General features: G+C 45.9%; 22 protein-coding genes, 1 tRNA gene, 2 other RNA genes and 1 pseudogene. 14 read left to right on the forward strand and 12 right to left on the reverse strand.

Annotation, left to right across the window (positions count from 1 at the left end):
• Positions 1–2: 2 nt before the first annotated feature.
• Complete coding sequence (locus K6Q96_RS10985) at positions 3–1,418, reverse strand: SLC13 family permease (RefSeq protein WP_251875730.1); 1,416 nt, start codon at positions 1,416–1,418, stop codon at positions 3–5.
• A 740-nt stretch (positions 1,419–2,158) separates the two neighbouring features.
• Here K6Q96_RS10985 and K6Q96_RS10990 point away from each other — a divergent pair.
• The 5 genes from K6Q96_RS10990 to K6Q96_RS11010 all read left to right on the forward strand — a co-directional run bounded on the left by K6Q96_RS10990 (position 2,159) and on the right by K6Q96_RS11010 (position 4,329).
• A complete protein-coding gene (locus K6Q96_RS10990; protein WP_251875731.1) occupies positions 2,159–2,614 on the forward strand; it encodes a RidA family protein in 456 nt (151 codons plus the stop codon).
• A 238-nt stretch (positions 2,615–2,852) separates the two neighbouring features.
• Positions 2,853–3,395 carry a carboxymuconolactone decarboxylase family protein gene (locus K6Q96_RS10995; protein WP_251875732.1) on the forward strand — a complete coding sequence of 181 codons (543 nt, stop codon included), beginning with the start codon at positions 2,853–2,855 and terminating at the stop codon, positions 3,393–3,395.
• 98 nt (positions 3,396–3,493) lie between these two features.
• Positions 3,494–3,634, forward strand: a complete 141-nt coding sequence (locus K6Q96_RS11000; RefSeq protein WP_251875734.1) for an OsmC family protein — start codon at positions 3,494–3,496, stop codon at positions 3,632–3,634.
• 3 nt (positions 3,635–3,637) lie between these two features.
• Entirely contained in the window at positions 3,638–3,874 is a 237-nt protein-coding gene (locus tag K6Q96_RS11005; protein WP_251875736.1) for a hypothetical protein, read from the forward strand.
• Between the two features lie 26 nt (positions 3,875–3,900).
• Positions 3,901–4,329 carry a hypothetical protein gene (locus K6Q96_RS11010; protein ID WP_251875738.1) on the forward strand — a complete coding sequence of 143 codons (429 nt, stop codon included), beginning with the start codon at positions 3,901–3,903 and terminating at the stop codon, positions 4,327–4,329.
• A 131-nt stretch (positions 4,330–4,460) separates the two neighbouring features.
• Here the strand turns inward: K6Q96_RS11010 and K6Q96_RS11015 are convergent, their stop codons facing one another.
• Positions 4,461–5,057, reverse strand: a complete 597-nt coding sequence (locus tag K6Q96_RS11015; protein ID WP_251875740.1) for an OsmC family protein — start codon at positions 5,055–5,057, stop codon at positions 4,461–4,463.
• Positions 5,058–5,194: 137 nt separating this feature from the next.
• On the opposite strand from K6Q96_RS11015, the gene K6Q96_RS11020 reads away from it, so the two are divergent.
• The 3 genes from K6Q96_RS11020 to K6Q96_RS11030 all read left to right on the forward strand — a co-directional run bounded on the left by K6Q96_RS11020 (position 5,195) and on the right by K6Q96_RS11030 (position 7,607).
• Positions 5,195–5,674: an Lrp/AsnC family transcriptional regulator gene (locus K6Q96_RS11020; protein WP_251875742.1), complete on the forward strand. Its 480-nt coding sequence runs from the start codon at positions 5,195–5,197 to the stop codon at positions 5,672–5,674.
• A 329-nt stretch (positions 5,675–6,003) separates the two neighbouring features.
• Complete coding sequence (locus tag K6Q96_RS11025; protein ID WP_251875744.1) at positions 6,004–6,711, forward strand: hypothetical protein; 708 nt, start codon at positions 6,004–6,006, stop codon at positions 6,709–6,711.
• Positions 6,712–6,719: 8 nt separating this feature from the next.
• The gene (locus K6Q96_RS11030) at positions 6,720–7,607 is read left to right on the forward strand and encodes a hypothetical protein (protein WP_251875746.1); all 888 of its coding nucleotides are present in this window, start codon (positions 6,720–6,722) and stop codon (positions 7,605–7,607) included.
• Between the two features lie 238 nt (positions 7,608–7,845).
• Here K6Q96_RS11030 and K6Q96_RS11035 read toward each other — a convergent pair whose 3' ends face one another.
• The gene (locus K6Q96_RS11035; RefSeq protein WP_251875748.1) at positions 7,846–8,136 is read right to left on the reverse strand and encodes a hypothetical protein; all 291 of its coding nucleotides are present in this window, start codon (positions 8,134–8,136) and stop codon (positions 7,846–7,848) included.
• A 329-nt stretch (positions 8,137–8,465) separates the two neighbouring features.
• On the opposite strand from K6Q96_RS11035, the pseudogene K6Q96_RS11040 reads away from it, so the two are divergent.
• The 3 genes and pseudogenes from K6Q96_RS11040 to corA form a co-directional block, all read left to right on the forward strand.
• Positions 8,466–9,221 (forward strand): annotated as a pseudogene (locus K6Q96_RS11040) (transporter substrate-binding domain-containing protein); the annotation flags it as partial.
• The gene (locus K6Q96_RS11045) at positions 9,204–9,449 is read left to right on the forward strand and encodes a ribosomal protein L7/L12 (RefSeq protein ID WP_251879634.1); all 246 of its coding nucleotides are present in this window, start codon (positions 9,204–9,206) and stop codon (positions 9,447–9,449) included. The pseudogene K6Q96_RS11040 and the gene K6Q96_RS11045, both read left to right, overlap by 18 nt.
• A gap of 207 nt (positions 9,450–9,656) precedes the next feature.
• Positions 9,657–10,613: a magnesium/cobalt transporter CorA gene (gene corA / locus K6Q96_RS11050; protein ID WP_251875750.1), complete on the forward strand. Its 957-nt coding sequence runs from the start codon at positions 9,657–9,659 to the stop codon at positions 10,611–10,613.
• A 28-nt stretch (positions 10,614–10,641) separates the two neighbouring features.
• On the opposite strand, the gene K6Q96_RS11055 is transcribed toward corA, so the two are convergent.
• The 3 genes from K6Q96_RS11055 to K6Q96_RS11065 all read right to left on the reverse strand — a co-directional run bounded on the left by K6Q96_RS11055 (position 10,642) and on the right by K6Q96_RS11065 (position 15,438).
• Positions 10,642–11,736, reverse strand: a complete 1,095-nt coding sequence (locus tag K6Q96_RS11055) for a 2OG-Fe(II) oxygenase (RefSeq protein ID WP_251875752.1) — start codon at positions 11,734–11,736, stop codon at positions 10,642–10,644.
• 87 nt (positions 11,737–11,823) lie between these two features.
• On the reverse strand, positions 11,824–12,459 hold the full coding sequence (locus tag K6Q96_RS11060; protein WP_251875754.1) for an SCO family protein: 636 nt from the start codon (positions 12,457–12,459) through the stop codon (positions 11,824–11,826).
• A gap of 9 nt (positions 12,460–12,468) precedes the next feature.
• Positions 12,469–15,438, reverse strand: a complete 2,970-nt coding sequence (locus K6Q96_RS11065; RefSeq protein ID WP_251875755.1) for a galactose oxidase-like domain-containing protein — start codon at positions 15,436–15,438, stop codon at positions 12,469–12,471.
• A 301-nt stretch (positions 15,439–15,739) separates the two neighbouring features.
• On the opposite strand from K6Q96_RS11065, the gene K6Q96_RS11070 reads away from it, so the two are divergent.
• Positions 15,740–16,270: a YbhB/YbcL family Raf kinase inhibitor-like protein gene (locus tag K6Q96_RS11070; protein WP_251875756.1), complete on the forward strand. Its 531-nt coding sequence runs from the start codon at positions 15,740–15,742 to the stop codon at positions 16,268–16,270.
• A gap of 7 nt (positions 16,271–16,277) precedes the next feature.
• Positions 16,278–17,048 carry a helix-turn-helix transcriptional regulator gene (locus K6Q96_RS11075; RefSeq protein WP_251879635.1) on the forward strand — a complete coding sequence of 257 codons (771 nt, stop codon included), beginning with the start codon at positions 16,278–16,280 and terminating at the stop codon, positions 17,046–17,048.
• 400 nt (positions 17,049–17,448) lie between these two features.
• Here K6Q96_RS11075 and K6Q96_RS11085 read toward each other — a convergent pair.
• The 3 genes from K6Q96_RS11085 to K6Q96_RS11095 form a co-directional block, all read right to left on the reverse strand.
• Positions 17,449–17,594: non-coding RNA, RtT sRNA (locus K6Q96_RS11085), on the reverse strand.
• Positions 17,595–17,639: 45 nt separating this feature from the next.
• Positions 17,640–17,785: non-coding RNA, RtT sRNA (locus K6Q96_RS11090), on the reverse strand.
• A 45-nt stretch (positions 17,786–17,830) separates the two neighbouring features.
• Positions 17,831–17,921, reverse strand: a tRNA-Ser gene (locus K6Q96_RS11095).
• A gap of 357 nt (positions 17,922–18,278) precedes the next feature.
• Between K6Q96_RS11095 and K6Q96_RS11100 the strand changes: the two genes are divergently transcribed.
• Entirely contained in the window at positions 18,279–18,638 is a 360-nt protein-coding gene (locus K6Q96_RS11100; protein ID WP_251875757.1) for a HopJ type III effector protein, read from the forward strand.
• Positions 18,639–18,680: 42 nt separating this feature from the next.
• Here the strand turns inward: K6Q96_RS11100 and K6Q96_RS11105 are convergent, their stop codons facing one another.
• The 3 genes from K6Q96_RS11105 to K6Q96_RS11115 form a co-directional block, all read right to left on the reverse strand.
• The gene (locus tag K6Q96_RS11105; protein ID WP_251875758.1) at positions 18,681–19,613 is read right to left on the reverse strand and encodes a DHH family phosphoesterase; all 933 of its coding nucleotides are present in this window, start codon (positions 19,611–19,613) and stop codon (positions 18,681–18,683) included.
• Between the two features lie 184 nt (positions 19,614–19,797).
• Positions 19,798–20,763 carry an arginine deiminase-related protein gene (locus K6Q96_RS11110; protein WP_251875759.1) on the reverse strand — a complete coding sequence of 322 codons (966 nt, stop codon included), beginning with the start codon at positions 20,761–20,763 and terminating at the stop codon, positions 19,798–19,800.
• 192 nt (positions 20,764–20,955) lie between these two features.
• The gene (locus K6Q96_RS11115) at positions 20,956–21,450 is read right to left on the reverse strand and encodes an Lrp/AsnC family transcriptional regulator (RefSeq protein WP_251875760.1); all 495 of its coding nucleotides are present in this window, start codon (positions 21,448–21,450) and stop codon (positions 20,956–20,958) included.
• Between the last annotated feature and the right edge of the window lie 20 nt (positions 21,451–21,470).

Genomic DNA, 21,470 nt, shown 5'->3' on the forward strand with positions numbered 1-21,470 from the left:
TCCTATGGTGTGATGCCGAGATATGCGAACCAGGTAAACGAGGCTCCAAACATCAAGCACCATTTGGCCAACAAGGTTAAAACACCATAAGTAAGCTGGTTATTGACTGAGAAATAGCCCGTACTGTAGTAAATCAGGTTGGCTTTGCTGTGTGGCGGAAGTGTAATGGTGTCCGCGATGGTAAACGCCGCAGGCAGCGCCAGCATGAGAGGTGGGACACCCGCACTTTCTGCTAACCCAATCAGCGTTGGGATCAGAATAATGGTCCGGACGGTTTTACTCGTAAAGACAAAGTGACTGAAGCTCGATATCGCTATTACAACTGCGTACAACATGGTGAAGCTCATATCTTTCACACCAAAGTGGCTGAAAATACTGCCCAATGCCCATGAAGCCACGCCCGTTTCACTAAGAGAGACGCCCACAGCATAAGCACCAGCCGCAAACACCATCAAGTTCCATGGAATCTTCGCTTCTTTCCATGTCAGTATGCCAACATAAGGCATGAAGAAAATTGACGCTGAGATAACAGCAACCATGACAAGACTGATCTGGAAACCGAATAAGTCCATGTGCCATTTATCTGTCGCCCATAAAAAAATGGTAACGAAAAAAATAGAAGCGGCTTTCTTTTCATCCAGTGATACTGGGCCCAGTTCAAGATACTGTCTGTTAATTTCTTTTATTTCTTCCCCCCCTGCCTTAGCAGCGCCATTTGGTTTAAAGAGGAAAATACCGATAAAGAAAGAAGCGATAAGCGTTAGGACCGCGATAGGCGCAGAGGCAATAAACCATTCCCCCCATGATACAGAAGAACCCGTTAGTTCCTTCATCAAACCGATCGCAAGAATTTGAGGAGCTGTTGCTGTGACAATCGCAGAAGTCGAAATATTATTAGCTTGTAACCCTTGAATGGAGAGGAGTTTACCTAAGTTCTTATTTCCACTTTCTACATTGAAGGCTTTTGCAATTAACAGCACAATCGGTAAAAGCATTGCTGCACGTGCAGTTGTAGAAGGAACGATAAACGCGATAGTGAAGTTTGCTGCCATTAATGAGAGCAGCATAGATTTCCAGGTTTTACCAAAACGCGTGATGATAGCTAGCGCTATCCGCTTTGCAAGCCCGCTCTTCTCCATACCAGATGTAATGATGAACGCAGATATCATCAACCAAATGACACCATAGCCCATCGTACCCAGCGCATTTTTTTCTGCCCACCCGCCCAATATCGACAAAAGTGCGATCGATATCATAGAAACTGCGTAATTGGGTAGGGATTCAGTAACCCATAGGATGAGAGCGAATAAGAAAATACCTAGAGACATCTTGCCTTCAAAACTAATGCCTTCTGGGGTTGGAATAGAATAAAAGATTGCTAGAACTACCATCGCTAAAGGTAGCCCAACGTAATACATTATTTTCTCCGTTTTACTTTTTGATTTTAGATCTCTCACAATGCTTACCACTAGCATTCTCCTTTGCTTAGAGTTTGTGAAACAGTCTTATAGATATTATAAATCTTGATATTCACCAAGATGAAAAAAGAGACTACATTCCGCTAATTATCTAATCCAATTAAAATAGTAAATAACATGAATAACCTTCTTAAATACCTGTAGAGCCACTCAAATAAAAACGCATAAGCCATTGATATTAATAAACTAAAGCATGATTAATCGTGAGAGTCGTTGAGACATCATAGCCGGAGACCAAAGAGCCATAAACGCATATAAAAAATATGAAGACTAGCTATCTATACATCATAGAAAACAATTCATATAAATTAACCAGGAATATTATGACGACCATTTAATACTAGAAAATTAAAATAAGAGACAAAAAATAAGTAAATACATCTCCTCCAATAATAAGAAATGTATTCACTAATGGGAATTGGTCATTTTAAATGAGAAAAAGTTAGGAAAAGCAAAGCTTGGTTTGCAGGTAATATTGACTATACAAAATTTGCTGGCGGGCGCTTAAACACTGGAGTTTGATTGAACACACAGTCTCACCTCAAAACTGAAACCCTCCGCATCCAACTTCCGATGATCTCTCGTCTCTTAACTGGCTATCTATACCCAAACGACCTGACATCGCCAAATGACAAATGACAAATGACAAATGACAAAGCAGTGATAATTAGGAGACTATAATGCGAAATATCTTGCTCATACTCAGTGTCAGCTTTTGCTTAGTAACCCTCTCTTCTCTCGCGAAATCCTCAGACGATATTGAATACCTCAACTCAGGCAAAGTGCTCCCAACCAACCTTCCATTTTCAGAGGCCATTCGCGTCGATGACACCATCTATCTTTCTGGACAGATTGGCATTAAGCCAGGCACGTTGGAGTTAGTGGCCGGAGGCATTGAAGCTGAATCAAAACAAACAATGGAAAACATAAAAATGTCACTCGAGGCGAATGGCTACAACATGAGTGATTTAGTGAAATGCACCGTGATGCTGTCTGATATTTCAGAGTGGGCGACATTCAACGGAGTATACAAAACCTATTTTTCCGGAAAGTACCCGGCGAGAAGCGCGTTTGGCGCAGATGGATTGGCTTTGGGCGCCAAAGTTGAAGTGGAATGCATTGCCGCTGTTGACTGATTGACCCCAGCCACACAACCATGAAAAAGGCCGAATTTTAATGGCCTTTTTTTATTTAAATTCATAATGATATAGTCATTTCGCCGATACCTACTCTACTCATCATCTTCCCTCTTTCTTGGAAAATACACTCTTATTTTAAGTTTCGACTAAAAACTATATTGACCCAAGATCTCTAGGCTGGTAGATTTGTTTCGCATCGAAACAATTAAGCAATGCCACTAAAAGGAGAAACACAATGGCAAACCTAAACCCAGTCAACATCGCTACTGCTGATAGCAAGCAAGCCGAATTGTTTGATCAAATCCATAATGCATTCGGTGCCGTCCCTAACATGTTCAAAACAATTGGCCACTCCTCGTCAGCATTGGAAAGCATGTGGACATCATTTGGTGCACTAGGCAAAGGAAACATAGGCGCTAAGCTTGGTGAGCAAATTGCAGTATTGGTCGCAGACATTAACCGCTGTGAATATTGCCTTTCCGCACACACTGTTTTGGGACAAAATGCAGGAGCAACCCTAGAGCAAATGAACGACGCTCAGCGCGGTATTGCAGAAAACGCTAAATCGCAGGCGGCACTGGATTTTGCCTCCAAACTGGTCAGATTCAATGGTCAAGTGAGAGAATCGGATATACAAACAGTCCGAGACGCAGGTTTCTCCGATTCAGATATTGCTGAAATTCTTGCTCACGTCGCTTTGAATATCTTCACAAACTACACCAACGTCGCTTTTGATGTAGAAGTCGATTTTCCAAAAGTTAGCCTGACCAAACGTTAATTAAATCAGGGGTGGGAGTTTTGCCTTTCGACCACCCCATACCCATCCAGATAATGGCTGAAAAGTAGTTTCTCCCAAACAGTAAGACAAAAAACTTCATGTTTGAAATTGATGAACCTGAAGCCTTGCTGGGCGAAAACCGCTTCCCAACACCTCAAGACTATCTACTCGGGGGCTTGGCAGGTTGCATGATGGCAAGCTTTGTCGTAACTGCCGCACAAAAGGGCATCGAGATCTAGAGCGTGAAGTTGACCATTGCCGGTGACTTGAATCTGCGCGGATTCCTACAAGTCGACCCCTCAGAAAAAGTGGGATTTGATGAAATTGAGTACCACTTTGAAGTGAAAGGAAACGGTACGCAATCCGACTATGACGACATCATCCAAACGGTTCGGGAACGCTCTCCGAATTATCACACCATTCAGGATGCCGTTACGTTGAAGGCCGTATCTTCGGTACATACGCATAGCGAAACCTAAGCTTTGATGGCAACGGGAAAACAAAGATGAATAAATTCCAGAAGATAGCTCTCGTCTGTTATATCGTTCCTGCGTTGACACTATTTATTGTTGGCACCATCTACACCTTTCAAGGTGAATTTATGCGTTATCACTCAGTAGCCGTTCAACTCAATTGGGAAGACGTACCAGGAACTTTTCAGGTCCTGATTACTGCATTGATGAGGGCATTTGGTGGAGTCAGTGTTGCACTTTCCTTCGCCATATTTCTGATCCTTGTTTTCCCGTTTCGTTCACAAGAGCCTTGGGCTGACTGGGCCATTCCAGCCATCTTGATTGTTGCAAACATAGGCTCGTTCTATGCCATGAGCCACGTACTTTTGAACACCGAAGCGCAACCTCCCGTTGAAGCAGCTTTTGTCAGCCTCATTTTTACCCTGTTAGGGCTGTTATTTAGCATTAGGAAGAATCGCTAACGGATTGACACTGGGTGCGTAGAGGTGGAATGTATCTCGGCGATTCAGAGAATAATTCTGCGCCGTATACAACTATAAAGGCAGCCAAATTGGCAGCCTTTCTTTTGAACTTATTTCAGATATACAGAGACCTATTCACCCGAGCGGCTGATCGCCTCTTTGCCGTTATAGACCAAGCGCGTCGACCAAGGGATAGGGTTTCTCAGCGCAAAATGCGCCATGCAGCCATTTTCAGCTTCATCCAACAGATCTTTAATTCTCTCTTCCGGCTCAGGGCTCTCAATAATCACGTGCGTTTCGACAATATCGCATCCACCGTCAGTCATATAACCGTGCTCACGCATATGACCGAGGTTGGTTCTGAACACAATGCGTTGTTCAAGCTTCAACGAATCCACCTGAATTTTACGGGCAGTGAGAATGTCAGTTAGGTGTGTCATCAAACAAAAGCCGATACCCGCTGAAAAGAATGCTAACGGTGGTGGCGCTGTGTCATTGCCAACAGGCGGCTGTTCATCGCAATAGAGCTTTACCGGACTGAAACCTGGGATATTAACGGAAACCACCCCCGTTTTTTTCTGCATGTCTCCAGCCTCAGCGCTTAGGTTCACTTCAAAGCGATACGGTTCCGGATGACGGGCTTTCGAAAACGTGGATTGTTGGTACTGCGTGGTCGCGGGCTGTTCACTACTCAGTTCGCCAACATGAAAGAACTTATCGTTCGACATTGTATTCTCCTTATATGGGCTAGAGGCTGATTAAATCTTACCCAATAGCAGGTGGAGAATGCCGTCAAAGTCATCCTTGAGACGAGGTTTTATGGTGTTATCATTCGATTAAGAACGTCATAATGAAGGAAATCATCATGCTCACTAATCAGGACAAAAAAATACTCTCACAGCTTCAAGAAAACGGACGCATGACGATTGTGGAGCTTGCCAAAGCTACCGACATGTCAGAATCGACCTGTCTAAGACGCACAAAAAGCCTCGAAGATTCCGGTGTGATAAAAGGCTATGGCGCAATGCTTGATGCCGAAGAGGCGGGATTTGGTGTGACGGCTTTTGTTCAGGTCAGTATTGATCAAAAGAGCGAAGCGGCGTTTGATTTGTTTAAATCAGCAGTTAAAGATCATCCGCTGATCCTGGAGTGCTATTCCCTTTCCGGTCCCTTCGACCACTTGATGAAAGTCGTCGCCAGAACCAATAAAGAACTGTCGCACTTTGTATTAAAAACACTGAGAAGCTTTCCCGAAGTGAGAGAAGCGCAAACCCTGTTTGTGCTGGATGAAGTAAAACACACCACAGCGCTGCCGATTCATTTGCCGGAGCCGATCAAACGATAACCCCCACGGCGAAAGACGCACTATTTTATATGGGAGTTTTTCAAGATATCTTGCGCTAATTGAGCCCAAATATTTAAAACAGGGGCTTAAGCCTCTTCTGACCAAATCCCAACAAGCATTGATTCTTCAAGCACTATTTCAAATTAAAAGGTTCCATCAACTTAGAAGCAATTCTTTAAATTCTCATATTTGGCGTCATTTTATCTAAAAAAATACAAATTTATCTGACAACCTAAACACAACGTTAGAAAAAGCGATTGCAACAACAGGCTGTTACGGAAAATCGCTAAACGTCTTGTTGGCAGAAACTATATATTCAAGGATTGATAATGAGAGATTTTTTCGCTGGAATAAAAACACCCCTCTTAGTGCTTGGCTTACTCTTACTAACGGGCTGTGCGGCGACACCACAACCCACTGTAACGCTTGATGCAAATAGTCCAATAACAAGCAACAGTTCAGTATCTTTTTTTTATGCCGGTCCAAACCCTGACAAAGCAACCACGCATATTTTTGGTGCTGGCTGTTTATTATGTTACGGCGTTGCCGCTGGTCTAACACAAACATTAGATTCTCACTTAGAAGCAACCATATCCACCGATGAACTTAGCGATATTAAAGAAACCGTATTAGCTAATTTTAATGGTCTTGCTGGAGACGTCGTTGAAGTGAGTCAAATTGATTTCGATAGCCTCAAATCATTCGATGGTGGTCTTGGCTTCGCCAAGAAAGACTTCACAAGCCTGAAAGAACAATTAGGTACTGATTTCCTCTCTGTACTCTCAATTTACCGACATGGCGCATACCGGGGCTTTAATAGTTACTTCCCAACAACAGATCCTCAGGGTCACGTAGCTGGCATTCTCTATACTGTCGATCTGACTAACAATCGCTTGGTACAGTTCCTAGAGTTTGACGAGAGAGTTCAGCCACAAGGTGAATGGGATGAGCCGCCAGCATTCCCCAGCGTTACTACTTCCTACTACCAAGCCACACAGAATGTCAAAACGACATTAAACAATCACTTAGTTAAGTAGGTAAAGAGATGCTATTGAGGACAGTTACCCTCATTTTCTTGCCGTTGGTGTTGCTTGGATGTCAGTCTTCATCCAAGCAGGTCACAGACACACAGCACCTTAACGAGATCGAAGGGAATTACTTACCAGAAAGCCGCATAATTTTTGCAGTTCCTGGCGAAGATAAAGTTACCTTCCTGGGGCTACATGATGGTAATGATTCAATTGAAGCTGGTTCAATGCTGTACATGGCGGATGCGGGGCTGGTTGGCTTGATTGCTCAAGTAGCGACTCATGCTGCAGTGATAGATTCGGCACGAGATAGTAAACTCGCCGAGGCGCAATCCTCTGCGAATAAAAGCATCCAAAGCCTGATATCTGCTACTGAAACATGGAAACTCAGCACACTTGTTGGCGATAGTGATATATTTGCAGCCGAGATTGACAATTCGATTCAATTCAAACCCACTTTTTTCAGTGACCCGCAGAAAAAAGTACTTTCCATGAAGTCAGTCATCGCAGTGCCAAACAGTTTAGGTGAAGCAGCAACAAGCAAAGATGCCATTGTCTATCAAAACTTGATTAGTGTTTTTGACTATCAACTACTGCCAGATGACTTGCAACTCGATACCGACATCGAAAGACTCGAACTGCAAATGAAGCGCCTCCTTTCGCTTTCTTTGCACATCGCTAAGCAAGAGTTAACGGGGGAATACCGACAAGAAACGCAACCAAAACACTATACCTATATCGTCAATAATGGCATGCAGCAATCCGTCTATCGTGGATACCCCGTTGATGAAAAGTGCGGCTACACAGTGATACGAGATCTTCGTTCTTGGTTGATTGCAGTGCCAATTGATAAGGAAAAATCCACATCGAAGTGTTTTGGTTTGACCGCAGCCTCTGCGGAATAAAACCAGTCTTAGCGCCCTCTTCCTTTTAGAGGGCCGTTCATTGCTACTCAAAATCCTTGCACCTCTTCTCGTGTCAGCAAAGCACTCTCACACTTTGTGTTAAATACACTGAGAAGATATCCTGAAGTTAGAGAAGCGCAAACCCTGTTTGTTCTGGATGAAGTAAAACACACAACAGCGCTGCCGATTAATTTGCCGGAGTCGGTTAAGAAAAGTTAAATAGAGACGGGACTTGTGTTTAGTCTCTCGGGTCATCAGACATTGAGGTGGTATCAGCATCTTTCATTTTATCTTTTTTGCCCCACTCATCTTCCACACGCCATTCAGCGCTATCTGTCATTGCTTCCGTGTATATAGAGGAAGAAGTGCTATCACGCTGCGCGAGTCTGTTTAGGTGGATATAGAAAACCACGCCTAGGAAAAATAAACCGAAGGAAATCACCATCAGCAAAGAGTTCGATATCCACAACGAGATACCAAACACCCCCAGCGATACCACAACCATCACTAAGCCAACTGTACTTTTCATTTTGAAGTCCTTTCCTTAATACTCACACTCAAGGTATCAAATAAAACGACTAACCAGCGTTTCATTTTTAGACCAAGTCGTTAACACTAAAATAGCTCTCAATAAGTATAAAACCGCCCGCCTTTTCCAAGGTCTGAACACGGGTATGGCGATGCTCCAGCTTATTTCTAGGGCGGTACGCTGTGCTTTTGAATTGTTGACGCTTTGTTGATTGATGAGAGGCTAGTGATTTCAAAAAGCAAAAGCGTTACATACTCATTAGTTAGACCCTGTCGTTTTGAAGGGATTGCTAGATTAGAACGTCCAATAACCAAAAAAGACGTATCACTATGAAAGCATCACATATCATCGCGTCATTGGCTCTGACCCTCTCCAGCTTTGCAGTTGCAGATAAACTGGACGATATCATCGATGCTGGCGTTATCCGCGTCGGCACCACCGGCGATTACAAACCTTTCTCTTTCTATGATGGCCAAAACTATTCAGGCTATGACATCGATGTCGCACAATATTTAGGGGACCAACTCGGCGTAAAAGTTGAGTTTGTGTCGACAACCTGGAAAGCCCTACTTGATGGCTTGAAGGAAGACAAATACGACATTGCTATGGGCGGTATTACCCGCCGGATGCAACGCCAGCTGAACGCCGAGCAAACCCAGGGTTATATGGTTTTTGGTAAGTGTTTCCTCGTCGCGAAAGGCAATGCCGGAAAGTATGACTCTCTGGAAAAAGTGAACCTGCCTTCTGTTCGCGTCGGCGTGAACATTGGCGGCACTAACGAGAAGTTTGCTGATAAGAACTTACCTAATGCGAGTTTTACCAAGTTTGAAAACAATCTGGATGTGCCAAAAGCCGTCGCTGCGGGTGACGTGGATGTCATGGTGACGGAAACCCCTGAAGGGCTTTTCTACGAAGTCACCAACGACAAACTGGAAGCCGCACGTTGTGAAGAACCCTTCACGCGCAGTCAGTTTGGCTATCTCATTCCTAAAGGCGAACAGGGTCTGTTGAACGCCGTCAACTTCGCCATTGATGAAATGAAGCTCAAGGGCATCGACAAACAACTGATGCAGAAAAGCCAGCTTATCGCTGAGCAAAAATTCAATGTGCTACTGACAGCCGCTGATGGAAAGAAAGTCGACATCATTCAGGCAGTGAAAGACGCGACGGGCCTGAGTCTGATTGAATCTAAATCTGTAGTAGAAAACCTCCCTGCCGTGCTGAGGGAAAAGCTGCCTAAGGCCGAAGCTGAAACACTAGAGAAAGCGCTGGAAGCAGCTGGCGCTGCTGTCGAAATCAAACCAGTTCAATAAACTCTCACCAATAAGTAGGGCTGGCTCTACAGTCAGCCTTGCTCCACACAGTAAGAACTAGACAAAACCCAATTTAAACTGTCTTCCTCCTGTGACGTAAGCGCCAATAGCCACAGTCCACCTTGAATCTCAGCGGGTTCTGAACACAAAATTAAAACACAGCACCGCTATTCTCTCTCCTGTTCACTGCATTGCTAAGGGGTCACTATGCTGCGTTTGTTTACCATTGAATCTGGCGCGATAACTGAAATACCGATTGGCGAAGGTGCCGATCTTAAGCAGTTAGTCGGGCAGGCAAAGTGGATCGACGCGCACGACCCTAGCGACACTGAACGCGAATTAGTCAGCTCTCTACTAAGAATTGATCTGCCTGAATCCGACGATGTGGAAGAGATTGAAACCTCCGCCCGTTACTTCACGGATAAAAGCGGTCTGCATGTTCACTCTCTGTTTCTCTCCAAAAGCGAAGGAAGACATACCACCGTCACGGTCGCTTGCATCTTGCAAAGTGAACGATTGATTACGATACGTGATGGCGATGTTGCCGATTTTCGGTTGTTAAGGCTACGCGCACGGCGCCGTCAGGTACGCTGCAAAGACGTGGAAACACTGCTGGTGACCTTGCTTGAGCAGAAAGTCGAAAACCATGCGGATACTCTGGAAGATTTGCATCGCGAGTTGGAAAAAGTCAGCCATGCTGTGTTGGAAGATGACGACTCTGACTTGGAAGAAAGTATCGAGCAGCTAGCAAAACTTGAAGACAGTAACGGAAAAGTACGCTTGTGTTTGATGGATAACCAGCGCGCAATTTCTTTCCTGCTTCGTCATTTACAAAGCCGGAACGAACACAGGGAAACCCTGCACGAGATCGGCCGGGATATCGATGCTTTGATGTCCCACACCACCTTCCTTTTCGACAAGATCAACTTCCTGATGGATTCGACTCAGGGGTTTATCAATATCGAGCAAAACCAGATCATCAAGATCTTCTCGATCGCCGCTGTCGTTTTCCTACCTCCAACGGTAGTAGCCAGCATCTACGGGATGAACTTCCATTTTATGCCAGAACTGGAGTGGAAGTATGGCTTCCCTTTCGCGATCGCTTTAATGATCGCATCTGGGGTTGCGCCTTTGCTTTACTTCAAGAAAAAAGGGTGGCTATAAGGCACCCTAATTTATCTTGTCCCGCTTACTATTGAGATTCAGACTGCTCTAAAAACTGCAGATTTTCGCGACGTATGTCTGCCGAAACATCATCATACAAGAACGGCAGGAAAGCGTATCGTGAACCCGAAATCACGGGTTTCGCTTCGTGTAAAAGCGAGCATGAAAAAACGCAGGCGCCGCCGGTAGGAGCCACATACTTTTGCTGACCGAATTCCGGGAAACAAAGCTCTCCGCCTTCGTATTCGCCCGTATTCAGATTGATAGAAACCGCAAACTTTCGGTGTGCTGTGCCTTTTGTCGTGTTATCGCGATGAGGTCTGAAATGCCCTGCGCTTTCTCCGTCGTAACAAGCCACCAAATAGCGCTCGATACGCGTGACATCAAATTGGAACGCCTTTTTTATTTCAGGGAGCAATCGGTATCGGATTCTCATCAGGCATGCGGCTCGGAGGTCTGAATCCTGAATTGTCTCATCACTTCTGTGCTTGTGAGCCCGGTTATGCACTTCCACGGTTTTACCTTCCCGCTCCTGCATAAACCCGGATTGTTTACCGCCTCTTTCCTCATAATATTTGATAAGCGTCTGACAAAATTCAGGCTCAAATACACGTGGAACTATCAGTACAGGTGCTGGCGTATCCGATATTCTGCCCTTCTTGATGGGTGGTAGCGACGATAGGACTTCGAGAACTTTGGATAGGTGAGTTTCACCATAGTTTTTGGAGGTGATGGCAATATTAGCGACAACACGCAAGCGTTCGTCCAGGATGAAAGTTTGCGCCTTCACTCTACCCTCTCCATCACGCGCACCAAACTTGGCAGCCACAGACATATCGAAATCCTGCAGGAGATACATCGCAAATGTGCGGTCTTCAAAAAGCGACTCTGAACCATCGCGGGGGTCGCTCGTCACACCCAGAAACCCGTAAGAAAGTGCATTAAACGTGTCTTCAAACGTGAAGAAAGCATCCACCGTTTTTCGCGTTTCTTCCATTCTCACTGAGCCTAAAAAGCTCAGGACGATATATCGGCCTGCCATGGTGTGAAACCGAAACCTGGGGTTCTTAGGTGATGGACACTCAAACCACGGAGCTGGTTCGCCGATCCTTGGTTTATTCATATGTAATATCCTGATGACTGAAGTTAAGCCGGTAACGTTTCGGCGTTTTCGGCTCCTAATCTATGTACTTCGAAACCCAGGAACCGGTCACTGACGAGCCGCAATGCGATCCAGACTAATCTGATGGAGAGATGACACGTCATTGACAACTCTCTCAATCACGGCAACCTGATTGGCGTATCGCTGGATAATCACCCCTTCGCCGTCAAACAAGAAGAACTTTGCGGTGTGCTCTAGTTCATTGGCTTTACTAGTCTGGGATTGAATACCGAACATGCCAGCCGCTTTAGCAATAGATTGAGAAGTTCCAGTCAGAAAGCGCCAATTTTCCGCGTCGATGTTCATTTTCCGGGTGTAGTCTGAAAGCACATCTGGTGTTTCTTGCTCTGGAAGTAAAGAAACAGACAGCATGACAAAGTCACTCCTCGCCGCCGCTGGTATTTCTCTACGGATCGTTTTCATATACTGGGTCTGCATTGGGCACACCGTCTTGCATGTGGTGTACATGAAGTTAAGTAAGACGATCTTTCCACGAAAATCACCAGTGGATACCACTTCTCCTGTTTGATCGACAAATTTGATTCCCGCCAGCTCCTTGGCAAATAACAAAGGGTCAATGGCCTTTGGCATTTTTGTCACTGGGTCAATTGGCGCTCCCTGTAAAGGGAGCGGCGCTAACAACGTTAAAGTTAAAATCAAAGCAAAATGCTTTAACCGTTTCATCTTCCCCTCCTAGCGGCAAGTAAGACCTATGCTATCAACATACCAGCCACCTTGACCGAACAGGCCTGTAGAAACATCACCGTTACTACACGCCAGCGTATTCAGGCTTCCTGAGTTTTCACCGATAGAGGATGTCGATACAGCACTCCCTGCTCCTGTGGTGTTCTGTCCCGTCAATGCCTTACATTGAACGTCAAGATAACCGAGTACTGAGTTATACACACCAGTACCCATTGCGGCGCTAACGGAAGCAACACCAGAACCGACTGGACAAGTCAGCGCAAATGCATTTCCACCTGTTCCCCCAATACCGCCGGATACGGTTCTTGGTTGACTAAGCCAGTTACCATTGTCATCAACATTAACGCACTGCGCGGAAATATAGTCCAGGATGTCTCCTGCTCTTCCAGAAATCCCCACTAAGACTTCATCTGCAGCACATTGGCTCGAAGCTGCGCTGCCACCCGCACCACCGAATAACTCTGTGTTGTATCCTTGGGCACTATTGGATTTCACCTGAATGATATGGCCTTCAGATGGGGTTCCGTCTGCGTTTAATGCGTACAGTATGTAATGACCTGGAGGAAGGTAATTGCGGTCAGTCGAAACGGATGTGCTTATTTGCTCATTGAACTGGGTAAAGTTCAGTTCATAGAATCGTTGTTCCATGTTGAATGAGTGGGTCACCGCACCAGTTCTTACAAATGTCAGGCGCGCGATATCTTCATTGGACGTAAAGCTGATAGCACCGTTTTCTGGCAAGGTTGCTGGCACACCTGAGATTACAGGTCTGGTTCTAGGTTCTCCAGATTCGTTTAGCAAATATCCAGGTGAGAATATTTCTGCATTTGTATTAGTTAATGGGCCAGGCGCTCCACCACCAGTGATCAGTACTCTTCCGTCTGGCAGTAAAAGAGATGTAGAGTGATACAGTCTTGCGAGACTAGCTTTTGCTGCTGTCGTCCATTGACCCGTTTCCGGATTCCAGATTTCTGCCGTATAGGCCTCTTCAACCAGAGTATTATCTTGGGCAGAGCCGCCGGTTACCAAGACAGTGCCATCAGGAAGAACTGTCGAATTGGCCCAAGCATAGCGACTGTGATTCATGTCGTTGGTGTCTGAGACAACTGGCGCGCCATTTCTAATATCAATGAGGATCGCCCCTGTTTGGCTCGGACCACCTACTTGGAGTATTTGGCCTGGACGGTACATCACTGCAGTGGAGAAGTAATATTTTACATCGCTCGTGAGCTGGCCAGCATTTTCAACTGTGCCATTTCCTTCCGTATCCAGGTAATACATCATTGAACCTGATACGCCGAAGATTTTTCCGTTTGCAGCCACCCACTGTCTTGGGTACCACCAACGTATTTCGTAGCCACCAAATGCGTCATTACTTGAAGCACCGATTAATGATCTCCATTGTTTATCTTCTTGTGAATAAATCTCTGGAGTGATACTGGGGTAGCCATTTCCATCAATCCCCGCAACCAGCAATACATCGCCACTTGGCAGTGTGGTGGCAGTTGGATACCAACGTGGCGAGTTCATTTCCGCCGTCTTCACCAGTGAGTTGTCAGCCTCGTCAAAAACAACCGCATCCACAACACCTTTATTCAAGCCAGCCCCATAGCGCGCATCACCGCCTGAAATCAGAATGTCTTTAGTGTCTGACATCACAACAGGTGCACTACAAAATGAGTCGACCTCTAACGTGTTTAACAGGGTTTGATGGGAATCAGAACCTGTACCATTAGTTGGGTTCCAAACATCGTAGAAGTAATGGGCTCCCTGTACGCCTTGGTCATTGGTACCAAAGGTCATGACCTGGCCACCCGCCGTCAGCACCGAGTGAATACCAATCAATGGCCAGTCATGAACCTCGCTCCAGCTTCCGGCGACTCTCGGATCGGCGTAACAAGTCACGCCTAATCGGTCAACAAATCCGCCAGCACGGCCAGTGATGCCTGTGGCTGCCATATTGTTGCAATTAAGATTCTTAGATGGCTGACCCGACAGCCCCGCAACACCATAATCGCCTTCGTTTCCGCCAGACAGCCTCGAACGAGAAACCAGTGGTTGGCAAAAGGCAGTGACCCTTCCAACAAACGTCGCACCATTATTTGGTCCATCCGCAACTTCTAGGCGAGATACCGCTTGGTCTCTTGGGCACATTAGTTCATACCCTGTACCACCAGCTCCACCTGCTATCTCTGAATTTTGTGGCGTATCCAGCCAACTACCGTCCGCTGCAACGTCAACGCAAATAGCGCCAATACTGTCGATGATGGCTCCTGCGCCACCGAATACACCAGCAAGAACTTGCTCATCTCCACACTGGTAACTGAACGGAACACCCCCGAGTGTGCCCACTTCAGCCGTTTCAGTGATCACTGATTTACCGAAATTAGAGGCAGTGTTGCATCTCAGTGCTATTTGGTCGACCAGCGCACCAGAACGTCCGGTTATTCCTTGAGCAGCCTTACCATCTGCACAAGATAAATCGGAGAATTCGTCCCCTTCCAGACCTGCAGTTCCAATAGTGGTCTGCGCGCCTGAGACTGAGGTTGAACCTGATAGCGTTTTACAATGCACCGCCACCTTGCCGACTACGTCAATGCCCCACTCCGTTGACGGATACGCGTTGATTCCGGACACTGCACTGCCATTGGGACAAACTAAATCAAACGCACTACCACCGTTTCCACCGGCTTGCGCTCCATATGTTTCAGGCGTTCCTTGCCAGTTTCCCAGAGCGTCAACCTGAATACATACGGCTCTAAGCTGGTCTATAACACTCCCTGAACGCCCACGAACACCAACCAAGACCGAGCTGTCGGGGCAGTCAACAAGATATGGCCCACCACCAGAACCACCAACCCGCGCTGTTTCTGTAATTGGGGCAGCTTTGACGTTAAGGGAAAGAAGTGAAGAAACCATCAGGAAAAGAAAGAGTGACTGTGCAATCCTTGCAGGCATAAACAATCTCCGTCATTGAAAACGTACGTAACTTATTCATGCGGCTCAATATACGGATAAAGTTCTACTACAATCGTCTCAAATAAAAGAGGCGACATGTAAAACAGTGATGACTAATAATATGCATAGTCAGAGAAAGTCATGCGTGCCCTTGTGACTGGATTGAATAAAGTTCACACTCAGTTTTAAATCATAAAAGCTCAAAATGTCTTATTTTTAGTTAAATTTTGAGCTTTTATGTAAATTTACTCTTATCATTGGTCGGTATTCTGGCTCTCAATTAATGAGAAGGAGAGCCAAAATGAAATTCACTGTTTTAATTCCAGTTCTTGCTGCTGCCGCATTTAACAGCCAGGCATTCACCTTAACGAGCAATGATATTCAGGAAGGGGCGCGAATGGCGGATACTTTCGTGTTTCAAGGCTTTGGTTGCGCCGGAGAAAACCTCTCACCGCAACTGAGCTGGAAAGATGCACCGGAAGGCACCAAGAGTTTTGCTGTTACTGCTTACGACCCCGACGCACCGACAGGCAGTGGATGGTGGCACTGGGTGGCCTTGGATATTCCGTCTTCTACCAACAGCCTGAAACAAGGGGCTTCGGGGCATTTGAAGCAAGGACATGAGATGGAGAATGATTATGGTGCAATTGGATTCGGCGGTGCTTGCCCGCCAAAAGGTCATGGTATGCATCGCTATCAATTTACCGTTTGGGCTTTGCCTGCTGAGAAGCTGGCTCTGCCAGAGAACCCATCCAATGCATTGATTGGCTATATGTTGAATGCAAATGCGCTTGATAAAGCAACACTGACTGCAACCTATGTGAGCGAGTAAGAACATGATGACGAGAGCGCTGGTGCAAACAGGTCAGTTTCGTGGCATCACTAATCAGCCGCTGCGTAATGTGCTCGTTTACGCTCCGACGATTGTCTGGGTAAGCCGCGGGCTCAAACAACTCTGGTGGCACGATTGCTCTCGTCAATACTCGTCACAAGACTGGTTGGTGGTTCCAGCCAGCCATTCCCTCACTTTTATTAATGAGCCATCACAAAGCGATTTCTTTTCAAGAACACTGACCTTTCTGGAGCCGCCGCCACGTGAATGGTTAGAGGAAGCGCAGCAAGTATCAGTCACTGAAGAACCGCGGCTTACCGTGACTCCGCAACTTGCCTATTGCTTTGAAACCCTCTACGAAATGGCAGGGAAGTCGCTCTCAGAAACGACTCAGAAGCAGTTACTGATGGCGTTCTATGCAGAGCTGAAAGAGGCCAAGGCACTGCACCTGCTCTATCCTGGCGCAGAAACCTCACTAAAAGAAAAGCTCGCCAGCTACCTCAGCCTAAACCCTGGCGAGGCGCATAGCATTGAAGCCATTGCGGCAAACTTTTCCATGAGTCCCGCGACGTTAAAAAGGAAACTCGCTGCGGAAGACAGCTCCTTCCGCTCTATTCTTACCAATGTTCGAATGGTCTACGCCTTATCACTGATGCAGAAATCCCGTTCACAGCTCAACGTAGCGCTGGCATGTGGTTATCAATCTGAAGCGCGGTTTTCTCATCGTTTTAAGAAAGTATTTGGTCTGTCTCCCAAGGAATATGTTCAAACCCTTTAGCCTGTTAATTTCAACCTATTTTGCCTGCGATATATGCTCTTCCCCTTGATTTGACTCCAATAGGAAAAGGGCTAAATGCTCATCGTTGACATGAATAGGACGTTCGCTCTACCAAAGCATAGAATGATACTGTTCTCATCTCGGGTGCTTCTTAAGGTGTTGGTTCTGCTGCCGTTCGGCTGGTTAAAACCTGGGGAGCCAAAGTCATCACAATTGCTCGTTCTTTCAGAGAAGCAAAGTTACGTGAACTTGTTGCCGGGATAGCGTGGCCAGATTTTCTAAAGGTATTGCGCCCTCGTGGTAGGCGCGCAGTTTCAGGGGCTAGGGTTCTGCACCCTATCTCCACAGGTTTGTTCCAAATACGAAAAAGCCCGCTATCTCTAGCGGGCTTAATCTGATTTGGCGGAGAGATAGGGATTTACTCGGTCGCAAGCTCCCTTGCCCTTCGGGCCGTTGCCTACTCGGCTTCGCCGGGCAACGTTGTCTCGCTTCGCTCGGCTGAACCTAGAGTCTAGGGTTCTGCACCCCTATCTCCACAGGTTTGTTCCAAATACGAAAAAGCCCGCTATCTCTAGCGGGCTTAATCTGATTTGGCGGAGAGATAGGGATTTACTCGGTCGCAAGCTCCCTTGCCCTTCGGGCCGTTGCCTACTCGGCTTCGCCGGGCAACGTTGTCTCGCTTCGCTCGGCTGAACCTAGAGTCTAGGGTTCTGCACCCCTATCTCCACAGGTTTGTTCCAAATACGAAAAAGCCCGCTATCTCTAGCGGACTTAATATGATTTGGCGGAGAGATAGGGATTTGAACCCTAGATACGCTATTAACGTATGCCGGTTTTCAAGACCGGTGCTTTCAACCACTCAGCCATCTCTCCGTAAGTGCGGAGAATACTACTGACAGTTCGGAACGCTGTAAACACCTTCCTTCACTCACAAAGTTCGATTGATGCTTTTGAAGTCGATGTGCTCCTATTGTGTGCAGTAGCAAGCGCAATCTTAAGAAATACTCACGAAACGCCTTGATGTTTGCCTTATTTTAAAGACAAATCTTCATAAGTTTTCACGCATAACAAGGAAACGTAATTGATACTTCACTTTACTCTATCATCCTGTTAAAACAGTTTGTTATAGAAATGCTTTAGCGAGGTTTTTGCGCGAATTATCTGATACCTACCTCATTTCAGGTTCGTGATTAAAGCCAGTTTGTTAAGCAATCAGCAGTTAGGATTATCATGCAACTCAGTAACTTCTTACTTAAGCTTTCGAACACCCCCGAGCTCGTTGAATTTGAAGACACCATTTCAGTCATTGATCGTTTTTACCACTACTCTCCGGCTGAATTTATGAATGGCGACTTAATTAACAAAGCCGGTCAAAACACGGGTTCATGCAAGATTTTTGCGTTTGGAAAGTTGCACGGTCTTGATGAACGCGCGGTACTGGCATGTTTTGGCAGATACTATAGGGATGATGTTCTCGGCCATCCAAGTGGCAAGGACCACCTGAACATTCGAAATTTCATTCATAACGGTTGGAAAGGCGTTTCTTTTGACAGACTCCCCCTGTCACCCAAGCAGCCCAGAAACAGTTAAACGAAAGCCCCTCAATTGAGGGGCTAGTTTGTTTGTCTGTTCTTACCCATCTTTGTTGATTTGAACGATAAGTTCGTCTTCTATCTGTGCGGCCATCTCGTTTGGCACCTGACACGTACCTGCATTTTCGTGGCCGCCACCGCCGTACTTCAACATCAATTCACCAATGTTGGTCTGCGATGTTTTATCAAAGATAGATTTTCCGCACGCAAACACTGTGTTTTGTTTCTGAAAACCCCAAAGTACGTGCACAGAGATGTTGCACTGCGGGTACAGGGCATAGATTTCAAAGCGGTTACCTGGCCAGATTGTATCTTCATGACGTAGATCCAAAACGACCAAGTTGCCACAAACAGAAGTGCAGCGCCTGATTTGCTCTTGAAACTTTTCACGATGGCTAAAATAAAGATCGATGCGCTCTTTGACGTCAGGGAGAACCATTATTTCCTTGATGGGCTTGTCTTTGCAGTAATCGATCAGGTCCATCATCAATTCGTAGTTTGAAATACGAAAGTCCCGAAAGCGACCGAGGCCAGTTCTCGAATCCATGATGAAATTCAGCAATCCCCATCCTTCTGGATAAAGCACTTCATCTTTGGTGTATTGCGCAGAATCGCCTTTGTCGACTTCTTCCATCATTTCGTCCCAAGACTCTGGGAAGGTATTCTCGCCGCCAAAGTGCTTCCACACGACACGAGCGGCGGATGGCGCATCAGGGTCGATGATATGGTTGGCACTTAGCTCCTGATTACGAATCAATTCGGAAGAGTGATGATCGATACAAAGGTGGGCTTTGGCGTTATAGGGTAAGTTGGTCGTAATGTCATACTCAGTAATATCAACGACCCCGTCCTGCATGTCTTTCGGATGCACAAACTTGATTTCATCGATCAGGTCGATGTGCTTTAACAGCACCGCACACACTAATCCGTCGAAGTCACTTCGTGTGATAAGACGATATCGTCTTTCTGGCATTCGCTTCACTCCCATAAATGAGGGCGCACCCTCTGATGGCTTTCTTCTCATCGATGTTGCTACATACCTTAAGAATAAGACGAATGCCCGAATCTGCAACTTACTGAGAGAAGCGATTGAATGCAGTACTTTGTCAGAAAAGAAAAAAGCTGCTCTTCAGCAGCTTTTTTTTAGGCTATTTGGTTCATCGTGGCAGAAAATTCTCGCCCAGCATGCATCTCACGCTGCCCCCACCAATGGTTTCAATGGTTGAAACATCTATAGGAACCAACTTGCCATGCTGACGTAGCACGCGCTTTTGCTCTAAGGTAAAAGCGTTATATGCAGAGAGGGACATAGCAATCAGTCGCTCGCCTTTTCTGTTCTGTAGTTGAAGAATGTTGCCGCAGAATTGACCCATTTGCTTCTCGCTGATCGAAATGACATCTTTTGTCTTTTGCAACGAGTTCAGCACCCTGCGACGTTCAAACTCTTCAATGATCTCATCACAGATCACCGCAAACCCTTCACCCACAGCCATCATCACATTGGTATGATAAACGGGCGAGCCAGAAGACATTCGTGTATCGAAATAAATGACCTCTTTGAATCCAGCTCGGTTTACATACTGCTGGAGCAAATCACGATCACAACGTACTGATAGAGCAGCGTAAACGGTGGAGTTAGCATGATCCATGATCATAACTCCGGTGCTTTCCAAAAAGGTTTTTGGTGCATGTAAATCACCAAGGCTATGTACTTTTGGAGCTTTGAATCCGGACTCTCGCAATGCTTTGACTAAGGTATCCGATCGAACTTCACGACGGCGGTTTTCACATGCCATTGGGAAGAGGTAAATATCACCAGTAATAGAGGTAGAAAACCAATTGTTGGGGAATACGGCATCCGGCGTTTCGCCTTGCTCTGAGGAATAGTCCATTACCGTCACATTCACACCGTGTGACCGCAATAGCTCTACCATGTCATAGAACTCATTTAGCGCTTTGTTGCGGATCTCTGCATCAGAAAGAGCCAAGGACTTTTGGAACTCGTTGTCTGCGCTTGTTTCCACGTTAAATTTGAAATCAATGGGTGGCACCATCACTACAGCGTTTGCTGCGTGGACAGTGGCCTGAGAGTTGATCGTATCTCTCGGAATGGGTGCGACCATCTAAACACCTCAACATTTTATTAACATTATTGTTATGAGGTTAATTTTAGACAGGGTCTCGAAGGAAAGTTACCTAAATGAGGCGAGAATATATAGCTCGAGTTGAGTTATTACCCTTTAAAAGCGATTTCTTTAGGTAATTTACCCATAAAGCACAATATTAGCCCTTCACTTTTCCTTAACGTTTCGCTCTCAAGACAAAACGATAAGGTCAGGATTGATCCCAGCACTTCGCTTATATTCGGCAATCACAATTTCACTGCGGGTTTGAATAACACCTGGAAGTTGAATAATACGGGTCGACATGAACTTCTGATAAGCCTTGATGTTCTTCACACGCACTTTCACCATGGCGTCGAAGTCTCCAGAAAGCGAATAACACTCTTCAATCTCGGGAATCAACATGGCTGATTTGGCGAACTTATCGAAGATGGAAAGATTGGTTTGATCAAGGCGCATATGAATAAACACAACCACATCTAAACCCAGTTTCTCTGCGGAAATATCCGCATGATAACCAGAGATGTACCCTTCCCTTTCGAGACGTTTTACCCTTTCAGAGCATGGTGTGGTTGTGAGGTTTACCCGCTTAGCGAGCTCAACAACCGGCAGGCGGCCATTGGATTGGAGAATGCGGAGGATTTCGATATCTGTGCGATCGAGAGTGGTTACATTAGTGTTTGCCATACCAAGTCTATCATACAGTT

It is taken from the genome of Grimontia kaedaensis (genome assembly GCF_023746615.1).
Taxonomy (GTDB): domain Bacteria; phylum Pseudomonadota; class Gammaproteobacteria; order Enterobacterales; family Vibrionaceae; genus Enterovibrio; species Enterovibrio kaedaensis.